This window comes from Pontiella desulfatans, assembly GCF_900890425.1.
Lineage (GTDB): Bacteria > Verrucomicrobiota > Kiritimatiellia > Kiritimatiellales > Pontiellaceae > Pontiella > Pontiella desulfatans.
Map to the genome: position 1 here is coordinate 736,465 of NZ_CAAHFG010000003.1, position 18,602 is coordinate 755,066.

Annotated in this window: 12 protein-coding genes; 10 read left to right on the forward strand and 2 right to left on the reverse strand. The window is 53.2% G+C overall.

All coding sequences use genetic code 11. The annotated features are described in order from the left end of the window. Positions 1-91: 91 nt before the first annotated feature. The 3 genes from E9954_RS23975 to E9954_RS23985 all read left to right on the forward strand — a co-directional run bounded on the left by E9954_RS23975 (position 92) and on the right by E9954_RS23985 (position 3,617). Positions 92-514, forward strand: coding sequence for a sulfatase-like hydrolase/transferase (locus E9954_RS23975; RefSeq protein WP_136081807.1), 423 nt, complete (start codon positions 92-94; stop codon positions 512-514). 161 nt (positions 515-675) lie between these two features. Continuing rightward, positions 676-2,073 carry a sulfatase family protein gene (locus E9954_RS23980; RefSeq protein ID WP_136081808.1) on the forward strand — a complete coding sequence of 466 codons (1,398 nt, stop codon included), beginning with the start codon at positions 676-678 and terminating at the stop codon, positions 2,071-2,073. Further along, positions 2,070-3,617: a sulfatase family protein gene (locus E9954_RS23985; protein ID WP_136081809.1), complete on the forward strand. Its 1,548-nt coding sequence runs from the start codon at positions 2,070-2,072 to the stop codon at positions 3,615-3,617. Before E9954_RS23980 ends, E9954_RS23985 begins: the two co-directional genes overlap by 4 nt. A gap of 146 nt (positions 3,618-3,763) precedes the next feature. On the opposite strand, the gene E9954_RS23990 is transcribed toward E9954_RS23985, so the two are convergent. Further along, complete coding sequence (locus tag E9954_RS23990) at positions 3,764-4,222, reverse strand: REP-associated tyrosine transposase (RefSeq protein ID WP_136081810.1); 459 nt, start codon at positions 4,220-4,222, stop codon at positions 3,764-3,766. Between the two features lie 275 nt (positions 4,223-4,497). Here E9954_RS23990 and E9954_RS23995 point away from each other — a divergent pair, with 275 nt between their 5' ends. Together E9954_RS23995 and E9954_RS24000 are read left to right on the forward strand one after the other, a co-directional pair. Next, positions 4,498-6,018 (forward strand): alpha-L-fucosidase, encoded by a 1,521-nt coding sequence (locus tag E9954_RS23995; protein ID WP_136081811.1) that lies wholly within the window; start codon positions 4,498-4,500, stop codon positions 6,016-6,018. A gap of 10 nt (positions 6,019-6,028) precedes the next feature. Next, positions 6,029-6,829, forward strand: coding sequence for a DUF3472 domain-containing protein (locus E9954_RS24000; protein ID WP_136081812.1), 801 nt, complete (start codon positions 6,029-6,031; stop codon positions 6,827-6,829). A gap of 167 nt (positions 6,830-6,996) precedes the next feature. Here E9954_RS24000 and E9954_RS24005 read toward each other — a convergent pair whose 3' ends face one another. After that, positions 6,997-10,167, reverse strand: a complete 3,171-nt coding sequence (locus E9954_RS24005) for a sulfatase-like hydrolase/transferase (RefSeq protein ID WP_168442552.1) — start codon at positions 10,165-10,167, stop codon at positions 6,997-6,999. A gap of 274 nt (positions 10,168-10,441) precedes the next feature. Between E9954_RS24005 and E9954_RS24010 the strand changes: the two genes are divergently transcribed. From E9954_RS24010 to E9954_RS24030, 5 genes are all read left to right on the forward strand, one after another. After that, entirely contained in the window at positions 10,442-12,079 is a 1,638-nt protein-coding gene (locus E9954_RS24010; RefSeq protein ID WP_136081814.1) for a sulfatase family protein, read from the forward strand. An 834-nt stretch (positions 12,080-12,913) separates the two neighbouring features. Further along, positions 12,914-14,500 (forward strand): alpha-L-fucosidase, encoded by a 1,587-nt coding sequence (locus E9954_RS24015; protein ID WP_168442553.1) that lies wholly within the window; start codon positions 12,914-12,916, stop codon positions 14,498-14,500. Between the two features lie 217 nt (positions 14,501-14,717). Then, positions 14,718-16,334 (forward strand): sulfatase family protein, encoded by a 1,617-nt coding sequence (locus E9954_RS24020; RefSeq protein ID WP_136081816.1) that lies wholly within the window; start codon positions 14,718-14,720, stop codon positions 16,332-16,334. Beyond that, entirely contained in the window at positions 16,331-17,194 is an 864-nt protein-coding gene (locus E9954_RS24025) for an endonuclease/exonuclease/phosphatase family protein (protein WP_136081817.1), read from the forward strand. The genes E9954_RS24020 and E9954_RS24025 overlap by 4 nt, the downstream gene beginning before the upstream one ends. Beyond that, positions 17,187-18,587, forward strand: coding sequence for a sulfatase family protein (locus tag E9954_RS24030; protein ID WP_136081818.1), 1,401 nt, complete (start codon positions 17,187-17,189; stop codon positions 18,585-18,587). The genes E9954_RS24025 and E9954_RS24030 overlap by 8 nt, the downstream gene beginning before the upstream one ends. The last annotated feature ends 15 nt before the right edge of the window (positions 18,588-18,602 follow it).

Here is an 18,602-nt window from a genome sequence, read left to right on the forward strand (position 1 = left end):
TCGACGTTTTTGATTCATTATTCCTGATAATAATAATCAAAGACCGACGCGGTGCGGCGTTATATATAGGAGGTTTGTACGGAGAACGTTTATGCAGGGATCTTTGAAGGGAATCGCATTTCTATTCGGCACATGGGCATTGCTCGCGGCGGGGACTGAAGCAAAGCGTCCAAACGTGATTGTGATCATGACGGATGACACCGGGAACAACATTGGCTATCAGGGTAATCCGCATGTCAAAACACCGCATATCGATAAGATGGCGTCGGAGGGGGTGAGCCTGAGCAATTTTCATCAGATGCCGATGTGTACGACATCGCGGGCGGGGCTGATGTCCGGTCAATATGCGGAACACACCGGCGCGTGGCGCACCAGCCTGGGCCGCACGATGATGCGCGGCGATGTCTACACGGTTGCCGAAGTTTTCCGGGATCATGGCTATGCCACCGGGCACTATGGAAAATGGCCGGCCGCATATCGCGGAAATCATCGCCACCCATTGGGAGGGCGGTGAAGAAGAAGCCATTCAGATATCCAATCAGGTTGCGGTAAATTCGGTGAGCACCAAGAAAAAGGACGTCGAATCGGCGAAACGCGGAAAATAATGACGAATGAAACGTGAGGCGTGAAAAAGAAAATCACGGCTCAATCGCCACGCATCACGAAGGTTAATTTATGAAAAACACATTGATTGTTCTTAGTCTGTTAGGTTCGGCCTTGTTTGCGGACGCGGCGAAGCCCAACATCATTCTGATGATGGCCGATGATTTGGGCTACGGCGACACCGGCTTCAACGGCAACACGATCATCCAGACGCCGCATCTCGACCAGATGGCGAAGGATGGAATTAAACTCACTCATTTTTATGCCGGCAATTCGGTCTGTTCGCCGACCCGCGGCACCTTCCTGACGGGACGGCATCATCATCGCTATGGTATTTGGACTGCGAACGTCGGACATCTTCCGAAACAGGAAATTACTTTAGCGAGCATGCTCAAGGAACAAGGTTACACCACGGGACATTTTGGCAAGTGGCATTTGGGCACGCTCGATAAGGTCATTTCCTCTAAAGGGGCCAAGCGCAAGCCCGCGGAAAACTTCGCGCCGCCGTGGCAGCGCGACTACGACCGCTCATTCGTCACCGAATCCGCGGTGAACACCTGGAATCCAGGCGCTGGAAACCGAGCAAAAAACAATCCGTTTTACGAGAACGGGAAGGCACTGGATCCCGATGATCCCACACTGGCTGGCGGCGCCGCCCGCGTGGTGGTGGATCGCGCGGTGCCCTTCATGGAGCAGGCCGTAAAGGACGGCAAGCCCTTCCTGTCCGTGGTCTGGTTCCACGCGCCGCACGAGGACATCGAGGCGGGGCCGGACTATTTGAAAATGTATGAGGAGCATGGAGAAGGCGCGCATTATTATGGATGCATCACCGAACTCGATGAACAGGTCGGCCGTATCCGCGCGAAAGTTGAAGAACTGGGAATTTCGGACAACACCCTGATTTTTTTCTGTTCGGATAACGGCCCGGAGGGTAAGACGCCTGCAAAACGCCGGCAGGGGGTGACCAGCGGGTTGCGCGGTCGCAAACGCGATCTGTACGACGGCGGCGTGCGCGTTCCGGCGCTGGCCTGCTGGCCCGGAAAACTCGCGGCGGGAACCGAGTCTGATGTTCCGTTGTCCACGCTCGATTACTTTCCAACCCTTGGAAACCTTACTGGGTATGAGATGCCGGATGCGCGGCCGATTGACGGGCAGAATATCTGGCCGATCCTTGCGGGCGAAATGGATCAACGTGAAAAAGCGATACCGTTCATTCGCGGCAACGAGGTTTCATTGGTTGATGGAGAGTTCAAGCTTCTGCTGCCCAAGGGCGAGCTCTATGATCTTTCCAAGGATTGGAGCGAAGAAAACAATGTTGCGGCGGCGCACCCCGAACGTGTTGAACGCATGAGCCGCGAAATCGCCGAATTGCTCGAAAGCTTTAAAACCAGCCACGCCGGAGCGGATTACAACGATCCGGAATTCAAACCGGTTGGAAAATGGAAGAACGTAGGGAGTAAAAAGAAATGAAAAAATCAGCTTTAATCGCCGCGATTGGCTTATCCGCCGCGATAACCGCTAGCGCCGCAAAACCAAACATCATCTATATTCTGGCCGACGACATGGGGCCGGGCGATGTGATGGCCTATAACAAGGATTGTAAGTTCCCGACGCCGCATCTCGACCGTATGGCCGCCGAGGGCATGAAGTTCATGGACGCGCATTCGAATTCGAGCGTTTGCACCCCCACACGATACGGCATCCTGACGGGGCGCTACGCCTGGCGCACGTTTCTGAAAACCGGTGTGGAGCATGGGCATGACATGCACATGATCCATCCGGACCGCGAAACCGTCGCCTCATTTCTTAAGAAGCAGGGATATAATACGGCCTGCGTCGGCAAGTGGCATCTGGGGATGGACTGGACCAGCACCGATGGCAAGGAGATTGCTCAAACCATGCCGCGTAATGTGGATTTTTCTGCGCCCATGAAAAACTGCCCGCTGGATGTCGGGTTCGATTATTTTTTCGGGATTGCGGCGTCGCTCAATATGGACCCGCACGCCTATATCGATGGCAGGCTGGCTCAGGGTACGCTGGAGTTTTTGGAGGATAAGGAAGCGGTCAAAGCGCGAGGTTTTATTGGTGCCAAGCCGGGCTGGGCCGCGAAGGAATTTGTTCAAAGCCAGGTGCTGCCCGACTTTACGCGTAAAACCTGCGATTGGATTCGTAAAAATGCCGATCAGCCGTTTTTTGTCTACATGCCGCTTAACTCGCCGCATTCGCCGATTGTTCCGAGTTCCGCATTTGAAGGAAAGAGCGGGATTACCCCGCATGGTGATTTCTGTATGGAAACCGACTGGGCGGTGGGCGAAGTGCTGAATACCCTCGACGAGCTGGGCGTGGCGGATAATACGATCGTGATCTTTACAGCCGATAACGGGACGTCGCCTGGATCAAAATTCGAGCACGCGCAGGCAAAAGGCCATTACTCGAGCTGGATGTATCGCGGTCTTAAAGGGACGACCTGGGAGGGCGGGCACCGCGTTCCGTTCCTCGTCCGTTGGCCGGAGGGCGTGAAATCCGGAGCGGTTTCCGATCAACTGATTTGCACCACGGATCTGATAGCGACCGTTGCCGAGCTTGCGAGCGTGGAGCTTCCGGAAAACGTTGGCGAGGACAGCGTGAGTTTTCTGCCGGCGCTGAAAGGAAAGGCCATTCCAAACATTGGAAGTCGTGGTGTCGTGCACCATTCCGATTCGGGGCAGTTTTCCATCCGGCGCGGTAAGTGGAAACTTTTGTTCGATAATCACGGTGGTTCACGTCGAAAGAATCCGAAGGATAAACCCGTAATTAATTCCGCCGATCTTTTGCTGTTCGATATGCAAAACGACGTGGAAGAAACCACGAATGTGGCCGCAGAGCATCCGGAAGTGGTCGATGGACTGAAACGGTTGCTGGCGGAATATGTTAACAACGGGCGCAGCACGCCCGGCGTGCCACAAACGAACGATCCCGTCCGCGGCAATAAAAAGTGGACACAGATCGAGGTGGTTAAGGAATATTTGAACTGAGGTGCGGGCAATGCTTCTTTGCCGGGTAATCAACGTTTCCCTGCGCTCCGCTCCGGGTAAACGTTCTCTACACCGATCGGCATATGATCTAAGTTGGAGACTATATCGACCAGGTGTAGCGATCGCTTACCTGAAAGGAAGCGATGTCAGAAGAAGAGAGGGGTTGCTTCTCCCTGATAGGGCCAGTCTTCAGGTTTTTCCACAAGTTTTGCCCGTGCAGGATTTTGAAGAACATAATTCCACTTTTCAGCATAACTTTCACTATGCCGAAGGACGTGGTCGAAAAATCCGGGCTGCCAATGGGGCTGAGGGTTTTCAATAGCCGCAGATATAGATCGTTTCAGCAGTCTGACCGTTGTGCCGAGTTTGTTCTGTCGGCTGATCCGGATAAATACATGAATATGATCGGGCATGATGACATAGCGACCGAAAGCCGCACCGTGATCGCGCGCCTGTTCAGCGAAAGCCTGAAATTTTTGGTGCGCGGGTTCTGTCGCGAGGATCGGTTTCCGGTCGAAGGTTGAAAAGGTAATGAAGTAGATGGGCGAATCGTAGGAGTGAAACAGGTTTTCAAGTCTGCGCGGTTTTCGGGGTTGCGGTTTCATGGTTGGAAGACATTTAAAGTATACAGACTTGTAAAGTGTTAGGGCGAAGCAACGTTTCCCTACGCTGCGCTCCGGGTAAACGTTCTCTACACCATTGGGTATGTTCTCTAAGGGCTGTGTTTCTCTGGACGGTGTAGCGATCGCTTACCTGAAAGGAAGCGATGTCTCGCAGGAAAATAGGCATAAATGTAAATTTCAGCATCAAAGTTATTGCCCCTTGAAGCGTTAATTATTCAGGAACTGTTTATTTTAGAGGGTACAACGAAGGAAAATTTATGAAGTCAATCATCACAGGTTTACTGCTGGGAACAACCGTTTGTGTTGCGTCAGCCGCATTTGAAGGAAGCTGGGAGTCGCTGTCGCAGCAGGATATTCCGGAATGGATGCAGGATGCCAAGTTCGGCGTATATACGCACTGGAGCGTCTTTTCGGTGCCGGCCATGGGCGGGCCGGATTATATTAAGAATCTCTACAGTGGCCCGGATAAGGATGTGAAGGGCATCTATTCCCACCATGTTGAAAAATATGGCACGCTGGATCAATTCGGGTACAAGGATTTTGTGCCCATGTTCACGGCGGAAAAGTTCAATGCCGATGAGTGGGTGGGGCTGATGCACGAGGCCGGCGCAAGGTTCGGTGGCATTCTCTTGGTACACCATGACGGTTTCTGCCTGTGGGATTCGGAGTTCACGCAGTGGAATTCGATGGATAAAGGGCCTAAACGGGACATCTATGGCGAGATTGCTACCGCGGTCGGAAAATATGACGACATGAAGTTGCTGGCGACCTTCCATCACGAGCGCACCTTTGGCTATTCCACCGGATTCTTGTCCAAATCCAAAACCCCGATGGAAGAGAAGAAAACGTGGGACGTCTACGATCCGGCCTATAACGATTTTTACTGGAATGAAGAAGTCGGCGCATCCGGTGAAAAATTTGCGGCGGATTGGGAAAATAAGATCAAGGAAGTGGTCGATAAGTATCAGCCGGACTGCATCTGGTTTGATGGCATCGATACTAAGAAGGGCGTGCTCCCCGAACAGATGGTGCTCGATACCTTTGCCTACTACTACAACGAATCCATTAAGCGCGGCCAGGAACCGATTATCTGTAACAAACATGCTGGCGACTTTAACTTTCCGGAGGAGTTTGGCATGCGCTGCTTTGAAAATGCGCGCGAAATGCCCTACGACGTCGGACCGTGGTTCCTCAGCGACCGCGCCATCGCGTATCCCTGGAGCTATGTTGAAAACAAAAAGTATAAAGATGGTCCAGACTACCACACCCGCAGCCTGATCGACCTCGTTTCCCGCGGCGGCGTTTTCCTGCTTTCGCTCACCCCGAAAGGCGATGGCTCCATCCCACCGGAAGAAGTGGCCATCATGAAAGGCATGGGCCGCTGGTTGAAAGTCAATTCCGAGGCGATTCATGCCACCCGTCCATGGAAGGTATATGCCGAAGGTACAGCCGACATGAGCGACAGAAAGAAAAGTAAGTCCGGGAAGGATATGCCGGTGTGGAACTACCGTCTGCCCTGGACTGCGCAGGACATCCGTTTTACGCAGTCCAAGGATGGCAAGACGGTGTATGCTATTTCGCTCAACTGGCCGGAAGACGGCAAGGTGGTGGTCAAAAACCTGAAAGCCGGTTCGGAGTACTATCCGGAGGAAATCAAATCCGTTTCCATGGTCGGTTCCGATGAAAAACTGAAGTGGACCCGCACGGAGGAAGGGTTGGAAGTGACCTTCCCGCAGGAGAAACCGTGCGAATGGGCTTTTGCTTTGAAGATTCAATAACGGACACCGAATGCTTTGCCGTAGAAAAGCCCTTTTATACGCGGCAGGCCTGTCTACTGCCTCAAGGGTTATAGGCGGGGAAGACGTGCATCTGAAGGCTGTTTATGCATCGGCGGTTTCCCCGGTAAAGAAAATCATGGCATTATACCGTGAGATAGAAGCGGTAGAGGTTCCGCCGGGGACCTATTCCTCGATCAGCTTTAACGGGGGCTATGTCGGGCTGGCCTCGCCGGGACGACGTGCAAAGCATCTTAACTTTTCCATCTGGGATACCAAGGAAAAGGGCAGGGTGATCGGGGAAGCGGAGCTGGTCGAGGCCTCAACGCTCGGAAAGCCGCGGAACCACCGCTTTGGTCATGAAGGCTCCGGATTCCACTCTGAACTGGACTATGCATGGAAACCGGGTGTGCGCTATAAGGTATTTGTCGCGGTGGCTCATACCGGCGGTCAGACGATCTACACCGCCTGGTTTGGTATTGCCGGAACGAAGGAGTGGAAGCTGATTGCCCGGATCAAACGTCCGGGCATTCACAGCCTTCAAAAGTCAGGCGGTTTTCTGGAGCATGTCGGGAAAAAGAATCCTGACTTGACGCGTTCAACCGCCTTTAACGGCGGGTGGGTGTCTGATGGGGCTGCATGGCATCGGATCCATAAAGTGCGTTTTACCTGCAAGGATCCAACTGCTGCTGATGCGGTTCTGCGAAACGATCAGGTCCTGATCCGGATTGGACAGGGGCTCACATCAGCCGTCGGTTCTTCTCATGTATTTGATGTGACGCCCTGCCCTATGCCGGTCTTGCCGGAATTATAATTCGCGCCCACGAGAGGGTGTTACGCCGTGCAGGGCCGAAGCGGCCATGGAGGGCCCCTTTGTAATAACCGGCACTATGTTTCAGCACGGCAGGCTTGCAGAGCTGATGGAGCAGATGCTGAGGCCCCATACTGGCGGCCGCAGCATTCGGCTGCTTATCCCATCGTTCACGGCGCTGCCGGATAGACGACCCGGTAGAAACGGTTTGAGTATAGGGCGGTATCACCTTCAAACGTAAAGCTGTTGGTTCCGGTATAGGATCCGGATAGGTTGGTTGCCACTTCCCACGCGTTGGTGAGGTGGTCCGTTGCTTCAACGCTGTAGGACGCCCCGGGAAGGGCGTTCCAGCGCAGGGTGAAATCGCTGCTTCCCGGACCCAGGTCAGATTCCGTATTCAATGGCGCTGCGCTTACGCTAAGCGCAATCGTACCTTCGCCCTCGGTTCGGATACCCACGCCATTGTTCATTCCGTCATTGGAAAGCTGAATACGGAGGCCGTAATTGGTCCAGGTTCCGTCCGTCCAGTTCCGCACCATATCGGTCAGGTCGAATGTATAATCCCGGACCAGGCTGACCAGTCCGGTGGTTACGCTGCCGCCGTTAACCGGCGAGCCAATAACAGGATGGGTATAGGTGGGCAGTGGAACTCCGTTCTCCGACCAATCCGATGCCAGCGCAATAACTTCGATATCCGTATCGTTATTGGAACTGCTGTTCAGAGAAAAACCATTAAAACTCAGGGTGGCCCGCTCAACGGGCATTCCCGAAATGCTGGAGAGATCAAAGCGGGCAAAGGCCCGTACTTTTCGTTCGGAGTTACTGGCTCCGCGAACAAACAGGTTTGTAGCAGTGAATGGGGCCTCCGGTTCACTGAATTTATCCAGATTGTTTGATTGGTGTCCGGGTACAAGCCCATCGCTGTCGACGGTCTGCCCGGCCGTTTGTGGAGGCAGAATATCAACCGTATGTCCTCCGGAACCGGATGGGATGAAGGAGGTGATGAGCGGGGCGGAGGCCGCATTGCCCAGAGCGTCATCGAGATCTGTTACAACGCCGGCCGGAAGCGAAACGGTAACATTACCTGGAACTGCAGGCGTAATGGTTGCCGAATAGCTGTCACCAGTGCCGGTCAGATTGGTGGCGGATCCGTTGAGTACATTCAGGTCGGCGGCATCCAACCCGGTTACATTTTCGCTGAATACAAGGCTGACGGCATATGCTCCGGATGCGGTGGAAGGGCCGGTCAGAACAACCGTGGGGGCGATGGGGGGATCATAGGTAATATTGAGCGGATTGGATGCATTGTTGCCGTTGGATTCACTGTCCTGCACCACGCCGGCCGGTAGGGAAACGGTAACAGTTCCCGGTGTGGCGGGCGTAATCAGCACCGTATAGTTGGTCGGTCCACCCGAAAGGTTAGAGGCCGCGCCATTGCTGATGGTAAAGTCGGTGGCATCGAGCCCGGTTACGATTTCGGTGAAGAGGGCGGTGACGCTGAAGTTGGTGGTCACCACATTCGTTGGGGTCGAGAGAACCACATCGGGGGCCGAGGCATTGATGTAGGTCACATCCAGTGTTCCGGATGCGGCATTGATGTTTCCGTCGGTATCAATGGCACTGCCTTCTGGCAGTGACACGTTTACGGTTCCCGGTGCGGATGGGGTAATCGTTACCGTCCAGTTAGTGCCCGAACCGGTCAGGTTTGATGGAGTTCCATTGATCACCGCAAATTCACCGGCGTTCAGCTGGGTAACCTCTTTGCTGAAGGTTGCCGTCACGTTAAACGGAGCGGCAACAGAGCTTAACGGCGTGCTCAGGCTTACGGTCGGCTGGGAGGCGTGCACATACGGGGTGTCGGTGTTGACGGTGCTGATCCACGCATTGTATTCCGACAACATGGTGTTGTAGATATCCTGTATTTCCTGCGGCTGGGAAGCCACGTTGGTTTCCGTGGCGAGCGGGGTCTGTTCCGGTTCTTCGCCGGGCGCAATGTTTTCCATATCGAACAGCAACCATCCGGTGTCCTGATCCACCAGCTTGTAGCGGTCATTCATCCAGGCCGTGTCATTGCCGAGCTTAAAGCCGATTGGTTTGGTCCGCTCCGTGGCGGTGCCGTTAATGATCGGACGGAGTGAAATGCCATCGAGCGGTTTCTGGTTCGGCACGCTGAGTTCCAGATAGTCAAGAATCGTCGGATAATAATCGCTGGTCACCACCGGGATATCAGTCGACATCGGCGAGGGAATTACGTCGGGCCATTCCAGGATGCCGGGCACAATGATCCCGCCGTCGAACAGTTTGCCTTTGCGGTCGCGGTAACGGCCGGAGCGGATCGAGCGGACGGTGTCGGTTTCATTGAACGAATTGACGCCGTTTTCGGGGCCGTTATCGCTGGTGACCCAGAACATGGTATTGCTGCGAACTCCCAGTGTGGTCAGTTGATCGCGTAAGCGGCCCAATGCGGTATCGAGATCCTCAATGGAATCTTTGGCGGCATCGCTGGAGTTGACCCCGCTTACACCGTCGGGATCGATAATCGGCTTATGCGGCGTATGGAACCAGAGCACGAGAAAGAACGGTGTATTGTTGGAGACGGCGTCCTGCATGAAAGGGATGGCCTGATCAACCAGCAGTTTGGAGTCGTCGCCATCGCCGGCATCATTGACATCTGCCGGAAGAACCACATCACCTTCGCCGGAGGTCTCGTTCCAGGTGTCCGGGATACGCCAGTAACGCGTGCCGTAAAAATTGGAATCGTCAAAATCGGAAATGAGTGGACTTCCACCGCTGTAAGGATTGTAGGTGGGCACCTTCGATTCAGTGGCAAAACAGACGTCATAGTCAAAATGCCACGGAGCGCTGTAATCGGCGGTATTGCCAACCGCACCCCGGTTGGCATCGTTACGCAGCGTAGTCATGGTGCCCATGTGCCATTTCCCATAATGGCCGGTCGCATATCCGGCATCGGATAGAATGGTGGAAAGCGGGGTTTCATCGAAGCCGAGTTTTCCGCTGTTGGCCCCGCCGATGCCGACGCGGGAGGGGTGGCGACCGGTCAGGCAGCTGGCCCGGGTGGGTGAGCATACGGCCGAGGCGGCATAAAAGCGGTCAAACCGCAGGCCGCTGGCTGCCATATCGTCCATGATCGGGGTATGAATCCAGCCCTGGTCCGGATGCGGGGTCCCATCGGCATAAACCACATTCGTGCTGTTATAACTGGGATCGCCCCATCCCATGTCGTCCGCCATAACCAGAATGATATTCGGCCGGGGCGCGGCATGGGCGGAAGCCATTGTGATGAAAAGCAGGCTGATGAATGACAAAATAGGTTTAAACATAAAAACTCCGGATCGTTCAGTTTTATCTTTTTTATGGCCATCTGCAATGGGCAGCGCACCATCTTTTGCGGTGGAAGTCTGAGTGAATACGAGCTCCATCCAATCGGTAAATGCCGTGCAACAGCTCATTCTTGATCTTTTTAGCGTAAAATATATGAACGACATCAGGCAGGTATTTTCATTTTTGTTGTGAAATAAGGATTATTCATCAAAACCGGGTGCCGGAGTGACGTTATTATTTTACAGGCATATTAACCAATTTTAAGGTGTAATCATGAAAAGACGAAATTTTATCGGAAATCTGGCGGTCGGCGCCGCACTCTGCAGTTCGGTTGCCCATGGGGCGGAACCCAAAAACCGGCCGAATGTGATTCTACTTTTAACGGATGACCAAAGTTACCGCTCCATGGGCTGTTACGGAAATCCGCAGGCGAAAACGCCGCATCTGGATCAACTGGCGGCTGACGGCGTGATTTTTGACCGCGCTTATGACACCACGGCCATCTGCATGGCGAGCCGCGCTCAGGTGATGACCGGCATGTATGAATACAAAACCGGCTGTAATTTCAGTCATGGACCGCTGACCGCGGATAAATGGCAGAAATCCTATCCCATTCTGATGCGTCAGGCCGGCTATCATACCGGCTTTGTCGGCAAATTCGGATTCGCGGTCAAGCCGACGGCCGACGGCAGTTCAAATTATCATCACAACGACGATCTGCCGATTGATTCATTTGATGAATGGTATGGCTGGCCCGCGCAGGGTCAATACCGGACCGCCGATAATGAATATGTTGCGCAATATGCCGATAAGTACCCTCATGTCACCCGTGCCTGCGGCGCGGTTTCACAGGATTTTATTAAGAATGCCGCTAAGAGCGACAAGCCGTTTTGTTTGTCGGTGAGTTTTAAAGCGTCGCATGGTCCGATGTCGCCCGATCCATTTTTCAACGACGTCTACGCCGATACCGTGTGGGACGAGCCGCCGAACTATGATGAGGCGGGAGCATCCCTCCGACCGCAACAGGCAAAGAGTGGCCGGCAGTTTATGAGCATCAAGGATTTCCGCCCGGACAAATATCAGGAAACCATGCGGAAATATAACCAGCTTGTTTACGGCATCGACTATGCCGTCGGTATGATTCGCGAAGAGCTGGAACGTCAGGGAGTGGCCGATAATACGGTCATTCTGTTCCTGACCGATAATGGCTACAGCTGCGGCGCAAACAGCATGGGTGGCAAAGTCCTTCCCTATGAAGAACCGAGCCGTTCGCCGATGATTGTTTATGATCCGCGGCATCCGGTTTCCGGCAAAGGCGCCCGCGTCAAAGCCGTGACCGCGAACATCGATATGGCGCCTACGGTGCTGGATGTAGCCGGCATTCCTGTCCCTGAGAATATGGACGGTAAAAGCCTGATGCCGTTGCTGGATGATCCGAAAGGAAAAGTCCACGACTCGATCCTGCTGATTAATGCCTGGGGTAGTGCGCCGACGCATTCGCTGGCGGTGGTGACCGAGGACTATAAATACATCAACTGGCCGTTCAATCATGAGATGGAGGCCGCTGAAGAGCTGTTTGATCTGTCTAAAGACCGGTTTGAAATGAACAACCTCGCGGCCAATCCTGAAAAACAGGAAATCCTGAACCGTATGCAGAAGAAATACGACGGCTCGCTGGCGGTTTGGAAACAGGAGTGCGTGGAATACGGTAACTATCCACTGTTTGGGCAACTCTACGATCGCCATATCCCTTGGGAGGATAAACTCGCGGCCATGGACACGCGCATGAAGCGCAACTATCTCGAGTGGAACAAAGGGAAAGAAAAGAAAGAAGTCTCCCCCGAAAAAAAGGCCGCCAAATCCGCCTCCCGCGCCCAGCGTAAAGCCGAACAGGAAGCCGCAGCAAAATAATATAGCGACGGGTTTTTAACCACGAAGGCAGGAAGGGCACGAAGAATTAAATCGGGTTCTTCGTGTTTTTTTTGATTCATAGAAAAAGGGATTCAGAATCTACGTGCGGCATTTTTCTGACAGGTTCCGCAGGATTAATAAGATTTTGGTAGGGACGGCTGTCCCAGCCGTCCGCCCGGTACGCCGCCCATTCGCACTGTCCATCTGCATCCTTACAACGTCGGACAGCCCATCTCGTGAGCCGATTTGAGCACGGCAACGTGGCCTCAAACGCAGATGACTGGGGTAATACGGTGAAGTTGAATCGCTTTCCCCTTCGGGGTTAAGCGATCTCTACACCCGCCAGTTTTTGCAGAGAACGTTTACCCGGCAGTATTTGTAGGGAACGTTTACCCGAAGGGAAACGTTGAAGGGGGATAGGTTTTGGGTTGAGCGCACTTTTATCGTTTATGCATTCGGACAGCCCGGCGGTCTATCCCGAATGGGGCTAAGTTTAGCAGGATTTGCTTTGCGCGGAGTAGACGAAGATTCGTCGCTATTCGCTCTGAATCACCTGCGGTACGGTCGTATTGGCAACTCATGGGAGGCCGTGGATATCGTTTTACTCACCAATAGTATCGCAGGCGGCCCGCCTGCCCTTTCGCGCGGAACACCATTTATAAAATCTTTAACTTAGTACTATTGCGGTCTGTCTCTGCCTTTAACCGTTTTACATTCATTTACGTTTATCCGTGGTTCAAAGAAAAGGGTCAAAAAAGCTAAGCACAGCGGAGTTTAATCGGTAGATGAACGCATGTTTTATAAATGAACTGCGTAGACATGCAAAAGGATCAAATGAAGAGTTTAAAAATCGCATTATGTCTGTTGGTTGCTGCGCAGGTTGCGTCAGCCGCTAAAAAGGTGGATATGGACGTCTGGGGCCCGCTGATGGAACGGGGCGTTCCGCAGTGGGCGAAAGATGCCAAGTTTGGAATCTATGCGCACTGGGGCGTCTATTCCGTGGCCGGGCAGTGGGATTTCGCGGAACCGAACTGGGGCAATGGATATATCTGTGGCTACCAGCGTTATTATTCCACCAGCCCGAAGCAGGATATGCGCGTTCAGTTTGAAAAGAACGTCGGGCCGATTCAGGAAGGCTTCGGCTATAAGGATCTCGCGAAACAGTTCCAACCCATTGATTTTGATCCCGACTACTGGGCTGACTTGATGGCGCGTTCCGGAGCAAAATATGCGGGCATCTGCGCGATTCATCATGATGGTTATGCGATGTGGGACAGCGATGTGATTGACCTCTGCGCGGGCAAGCTCGGACCGAAACGCGATCTGCTGGGTGACATGATGAAGGCCATCGAAAAACACGGTATGAAGACCTTTACCTCTTTCCACCACGCGCGGACCTATAAACATTTTCAGGGTCTTCGTAAAAAGCTTGCGGCCGATCCAGACTATGCCCAGGTCGATCTGCTCGATCCGAATCTGCGGAACTACTATTGGTATGCGGGCGACGAGGACTACTTTGCGGACATCCGTTACAAGCTGACCAGGGAAGTGATCGACAAATATCAGCCGGACGGCATCTGGTTTGACGGCGGTGGCGGAAAATACGGTACGGAGGTCGTGTTGAACGACTTTTTTAATATGGGCGATAAAGCCGGTAAAGAAGTGGTGGTGCACAACAAAGGCAACTTCCCTGAAAAATTCGGCGTCTATTCCTATGAAAACGGCCATGCCCGTCCGCTCTACATCGAATGGCCGTGGGAAGATGATACACCATCGGCCACCGGCTGGTGTGACTGGCCCTGGTTCAAGGATATCGAATATAAAAAGCCCCGCGATATTGTCGTGCGCCTCTGCGATCTCGTGGCGCGCAACGGCGGGTTGCTGCTTTCCATGAATCCTCGGCCCGATGGAAAACTCGACCAGGGACAGATCGATCTGCTGGAAGGCATCGGTTCCTGGCTTGATGGGAACGGCGAGGCCATTTACGCAACGGTGCCATGGAAAATTTTCGCGGAAGGCAATACCGGCCATTTAAAATATTATCAGTATAAAGCCGATGGAACGAAATCCCGTGGTGTCCAGCCTGATCCGAAGCAGCTGACGCATGAAGACGTACGTTTTACCCGCAACGGCGAGAGCCTGTATGCCACCGTGCTAGGGGTTCCAACCTCTGGAACTGCGGTTATCCAATCGCTTGGGAATGGAACCTCTGTTTCTGAGTCTAACAAGATAAAATCCATTGAGCTGCTGGGGCATGGGCCGGTGAAGTGGAGCCGGTCGGAAGATGCACTGAGCATCACGCTTCCGGCGGAACTGCCGAACGAATGGGCGCTCTCCTTTAAGATCAATGTCGATGGCGAACTGGACAAGAGTAAGCCGGATGTTGACGGTTCAAAAATGAAGTTGCCGAAGCAGACCTAAGGTAGGGCGCGATCGCTGAGCGCGCCGCATTAACGAACCGAGCCATTGCAACGTTCGATCGTCCGTGCAGCCCGACGGCCTGTCCTTGCCAAATACACCTTTCTTTCTGAAACCGGTCAAACATCCCCGATAATGCGGCGTTTACTTTGTGATGTGGTATGAGTTTGATGCCATGAAGGTCGGCTGGGCTCATATATTTGCTTTATCAAAAGGGTTTATGAAAAAGATACAGGTGGTGATGGGGATTCTGTTACTTCATCTTGGTTTGGTCCAGGCCAGGCCGAATATTCTCTATATTATGTCGGATGATCATGCGGCGCATGCCATCGGTGCGTATGGAGGGCGGTTGGCATCGGTCAATCCGACGCCGACGCTGGACCGTTTGGCGGCCGAGGGCGTGGTAATGGAAAATACGTTTTGCAACAATGCGGTCTGCAGTCCGAGCCGGGCATCGATCCTGACCGGGCAATACAGTCATGTTAACGGAGCAAAAAGCCTGGGGGGCAAGGTGGAAAAAGAAAACCAGACCCTTCCCCTTAAGATGCATGAAGCGGGCTATCAGACCGCGGTCATTGGTAAATGGCATCTGGGGGTTCAGCCGCTGGCTTTTGACTATTACAAAGTTCTGCACAGTCAGGGAAAATATCATAATCCGGAATTTTTCGAGCGAGCTGCACCGGATGCCGAAGAAACAACGTTTACCGAAGAGGGCTACTGTTCGGATCTGATCGTGGATTCATCACTGAGCTGGTTAAAGAATCGGGATAAAACAAAGCCCTTTCTCTTGATGACGCAGTTCAAAGCGCCGCATGGCCCCTGGGATTATCACGAGCGCTATGAATCGCTGTATGCGGATGTCGATATTCCGGAACCGGCGAGCCTGTATGATAATCAAAACAACGGTTCTATCGCGACGCGCGGGCATAATGACGAACTGCTTTTTAACATCGGGTCCTCGGTAGGACGGCGGAATCGATACCGCTCACATATCAAGAGTGTTGATCGGTCGATCAAAAATACCTTCGACGGTTTGAACGATGACGAGGTGAAGCATCTTTGCTATCAGGATTATGCAAAAAAATACCTGCGCTGCGTGCGCGGGGTGGATGACAATATTAAACGTCTGGTTGAGTATCTGGAGGCAGAGGGCGAACTGGATAACACATTGATCATCTATACCTCGGATCAGGGCATGTTTCTGGGTGAACATGATTATGTGGACAAGCGCTGGATGTATGAGGAGGGCATGCGCATGCCGTTTATCGTTCGATACCCGAAATCGATCAAAGCGGGCTCCCGTTCCGATGCGCTGGTCAATAATACCGATTTTGCCCCGATGTTGTTGGATTATGCCGGAGTTCCAACCCCTGGAACTATGCAGGGTCGCAGCTTCCGCTCCACCATGGAAACCGGTAAGGAACCGTCGGGCTGGCGAACCGCCACGTATTACCGCTACTGGATGCATATGAAACATCATTACAACCCTGCCCATTTCGGCATCCGCACCAAGGAGTGGAAACTGATCTTTTTCTATGGAGCGGATGAAAAAGGGGAACAGGGCAACGGGCGTACGCCGCCGGGATGGGAGTTGTACAGCATGAAGAATGATTCGAAGGAAATGAACAATCTCTACGATAATCCGGAATACTGTGAAATTGTTGAAATGCTCAAGGACGAGCTCAAGGCGGTTCGTGCCGAAGTGAAAGATTCGGATGCAGGAAACCCTTATCTGCAGTCGATTATCGACAAACATTGGGACGGCGGCGAAGATGAAACCGTTCAGATTTCTAATCAGGTAGTGCAGAACCCGGTCGCAGCGAAGAAAAAGAAATGAGCTTACGAATCTCTATAGGTATCCTGGCTGGTCTGTTGGTCAGTGCAGTTGTCGCAGAACCGTTGAAGGTGATGACCTACAACGTCTGGCTGGGATTTAATAAGAAACAACACCTGGAAGCCGGTGCGGAATGGATTGCAGCACAGCATGTCGATGTGCTGGCTCTGCAGGAACTGAAGGGATTCAATCAGGAACGTTTGGAAACTGCGGCAAAATCCTGGGGCCACTGCTATGCGATGATCTTTGATCGTCAAGGCGGTTTCCCGCAGGGGCTGACCTCGAAAACCCCGATAGAAAAAGTGGAGCAGATCCAGCCTGAAAATAATCCTAAGCTGCGCGGGACGCTTCATTGCAAAACGGCTGGAATGCACTTTTTTGTGGTTCACTTTGATCCGCGAAACTATCTCCGGCGGCAGAAGGAGGCGCGGGCCGTGGTGGAACGGGTTGCACCGCTTGTTGAGGCCGGTGAAAAGGTTGTTGTACTGGGGGATTTTAATGCACATGCCCTGAGCGATAAGTCACAGTTGGCGAAGCAAGCCGGCCTGTTGGAAAAATGGCTGGCCAAGGAGGGCGGGTCGCATCGTGCGTTTGATGATGCGGGGAATCTCGATTTTTCTGTTGTGCAGCTGTTTCTGGATGCGGGACTTGTGGATTTATCGGTTAACCCGCCTGCCACGTTTCCGACTCGGCTTCATTTTCCCGATATGTCCGCTGAGGAATTTGAGGGACTGGGTCAGCGCATTGATTATATTTTCACGAGTTCCGCATTGGCTGGAGGCTCGATAATTTATCCTCGGGCGGCTGTGCTGGATACGATATCTGACCATTATCCCTTACTTCTGGAGTTGAAACATGATTAAGATAAAAACGGGTTTGTTTGTAGGAGCCTTGCTGATTGCCGCAGCCGCGCTGGCGGAAAGGCCGAACATCATTCTGATGATGGCGGATGACCTTGGCTATGGAGATGCCGGGTTTAACGGCAACGAAATCATCCAAACGCCGGAGCTCGATCAGATGGCAAAGGACGGCGTGAAGTTAAGCCATTTCTATGCTGCCGGCCCCGTCTGCTCACCGACGCGCGGCACGTGTTTGACCGGGCGGCACTATTATCGCTATGGGATCTTTTCCGCAAATATCGGGCATCTGCCCAAACAGGAAATTACGTTGGCCCGCATGTTGAAAGAGCAGGGCTATACCACGGGGCATTTTGGAAAATGGCACCTCGGTACACTCAGCAAGACGCATTCAACCAAGGGCGAAAAACGCAAGCCGGCTGAAAACTATGCGCCGCCGTGGGAACGCGATTATGATCGCTCGTTCGTTGTGGAATCTTCGGTGTCCACCTGGGATCCGGCCAGCGATAAAAATCCATTTTATGACGATGGCACACCTTTGCCCGCATCCGACGAAAGCCTGCTGGGCGGTGCGGCGCGTGTGGTGGTGGATCGGGCGATTCCCTTCATGGAGCAAGCGGTTCAGGCGGAAACCCCGTTTCTTTCGGTGATCTGGTTTAATGCCCCGCATGAGCCCATCAAGGCGGGGCCGGATTATCTGAAGATGTATGAAAGTCATGACGAAGCCGCCCACTACTATGGCTGCATCACTGAGCTGGATGAGCAGGTGGGCCGCGTTCGTTCCAAGGTGCGTGAATGGGGGGTGGCGGAAAATACCTTGATCTTTTTCTGTTCGGATAACGGTCCCGAAGGCAAAGCGGCCAAAGGGAAAAAAGCCGGAACAACGGCCGGATTGCGGGGACGTAAACGCAGTCTTTATGATGGCGGGGTGCGGGTGCCGGCCCTTGTGGAGTGGCCGGGCAAGCTTAAGGCCGGTACAACGATTGAGACGCCGCTCTCCACATTGGACTATTTTCCGACGGCGATGCAGTTGGTCGGATATGACATGCCCGATGCCCGCCCGATCGATGGACAGGACATTCTGCCTATTCTCTCCGGGGAAACGGATAAGCGCGACAAGGCCATGCCTTTCCGCGCCAAGAGTGGGGCCACGCTCGTGAAGGATCGCTACAAACTCGTACTGCCGAAAGGTGAGCTCTACGACCTCTCCAAAGACTGGAGCGAGGAAAACAACGTGGCCTCTGCGCATCCTGAACGGGTGGAGATCATGACGAAAGAATTGATGGACTATCTCAAGTCCATGGAGGCGAGCCACGCGGGTGGTGATTATAATGATCCGGCGTTTAAACCCGTCGACGAGTGGAATGCATTCGGCAGTGGAAAAAAGAACAAGAAGTAATCGATGGGATATCTG

Bases quoted from the DNA above. Each gene is read 5' to 3' on its own strand.
- E9954_RS23975 (WP_136081807.1), top strand. From the start codon at position 92: ATGCAGGGATCTTTGAAGGGAATCGCATTTCTATTCGGCACATGGGCA.
- E9954_RS23980 (WP_136081808.1), top strand. From the start codon at position 676: ATGAAAAACACATTGATTGTTCTTAGTCTGTTAGGTTCGGCCTTGTTT.
- E9954_RS23985 (WP_136081809.1), top strand. From the start codon at position 2,070: ATGAAAAAATCAGCTTTAATCGCCGCGATTGGCTTATCCGCCGCGATA.
- E9954_RS23990 (WP_136081810.1), bottom strand. From the start codon at position 4,222: ATGAAACCGCAACCCCGAAAACCGCGCAGACTTGAAAACCTGTTTCAC.
- E9954_RS23995 (WP_136081811.1), top strand. From the start codon at position 4,498: ATGAAGTCAATCATCACAGGTTTACTGCTGGGAACAACCGTTTGTGTT.
- E9954_RS24000 (WP_136081812.1), top strand. From the start codon at position 6,029: ATGCTTTGCCGTAGAAAAGCCCTTTTATACGCGGCAGGCCTGTCTACT.
- E9954_RS24005 (WP_168442552.1), bottom strand. From the start codon at position 10,167: ATGTTTAAACCTATTTTGTCATTCATCAGCCTGCTTTTCATCACAATG.
- E9954_RS24010 (WP_136081814.1), top strand. From the start codon at position 10,442: ATGAAAAGACGAAATTTTATCGGAAATCTGGCGGTCGGCGCCGCACTC.
- E9954_RS24015 (WP_168442553.1), top strand. From the start codon at position 12,914: ATGAAGAGTTTAAAAATCGCATTATGTCTGTTGGTTGCTGCGCAGGTT.
- E9954_RS24020 (WP_136081816.1), top strand. From the start codon at position 14,718: ATGAAAAAGATACAGGTGGTGATGGGGATTCTGTTACTTCATCTTGGT.
- E9954_RS24025 (WP_136081817.1), top strand. From the start codon at position 16,331: ATGAGCTTACGAATCTCTATAGGTATCCTGGCTGGTCTGTTGGTCAGT.
- E9954_RS24030 (WP_136081818.1), top strand. From the start codon at position 17,187: ATGATTAAGATAAAAACGGGTTTGTTTGTAGGAGCCTTGCTGATTGCC.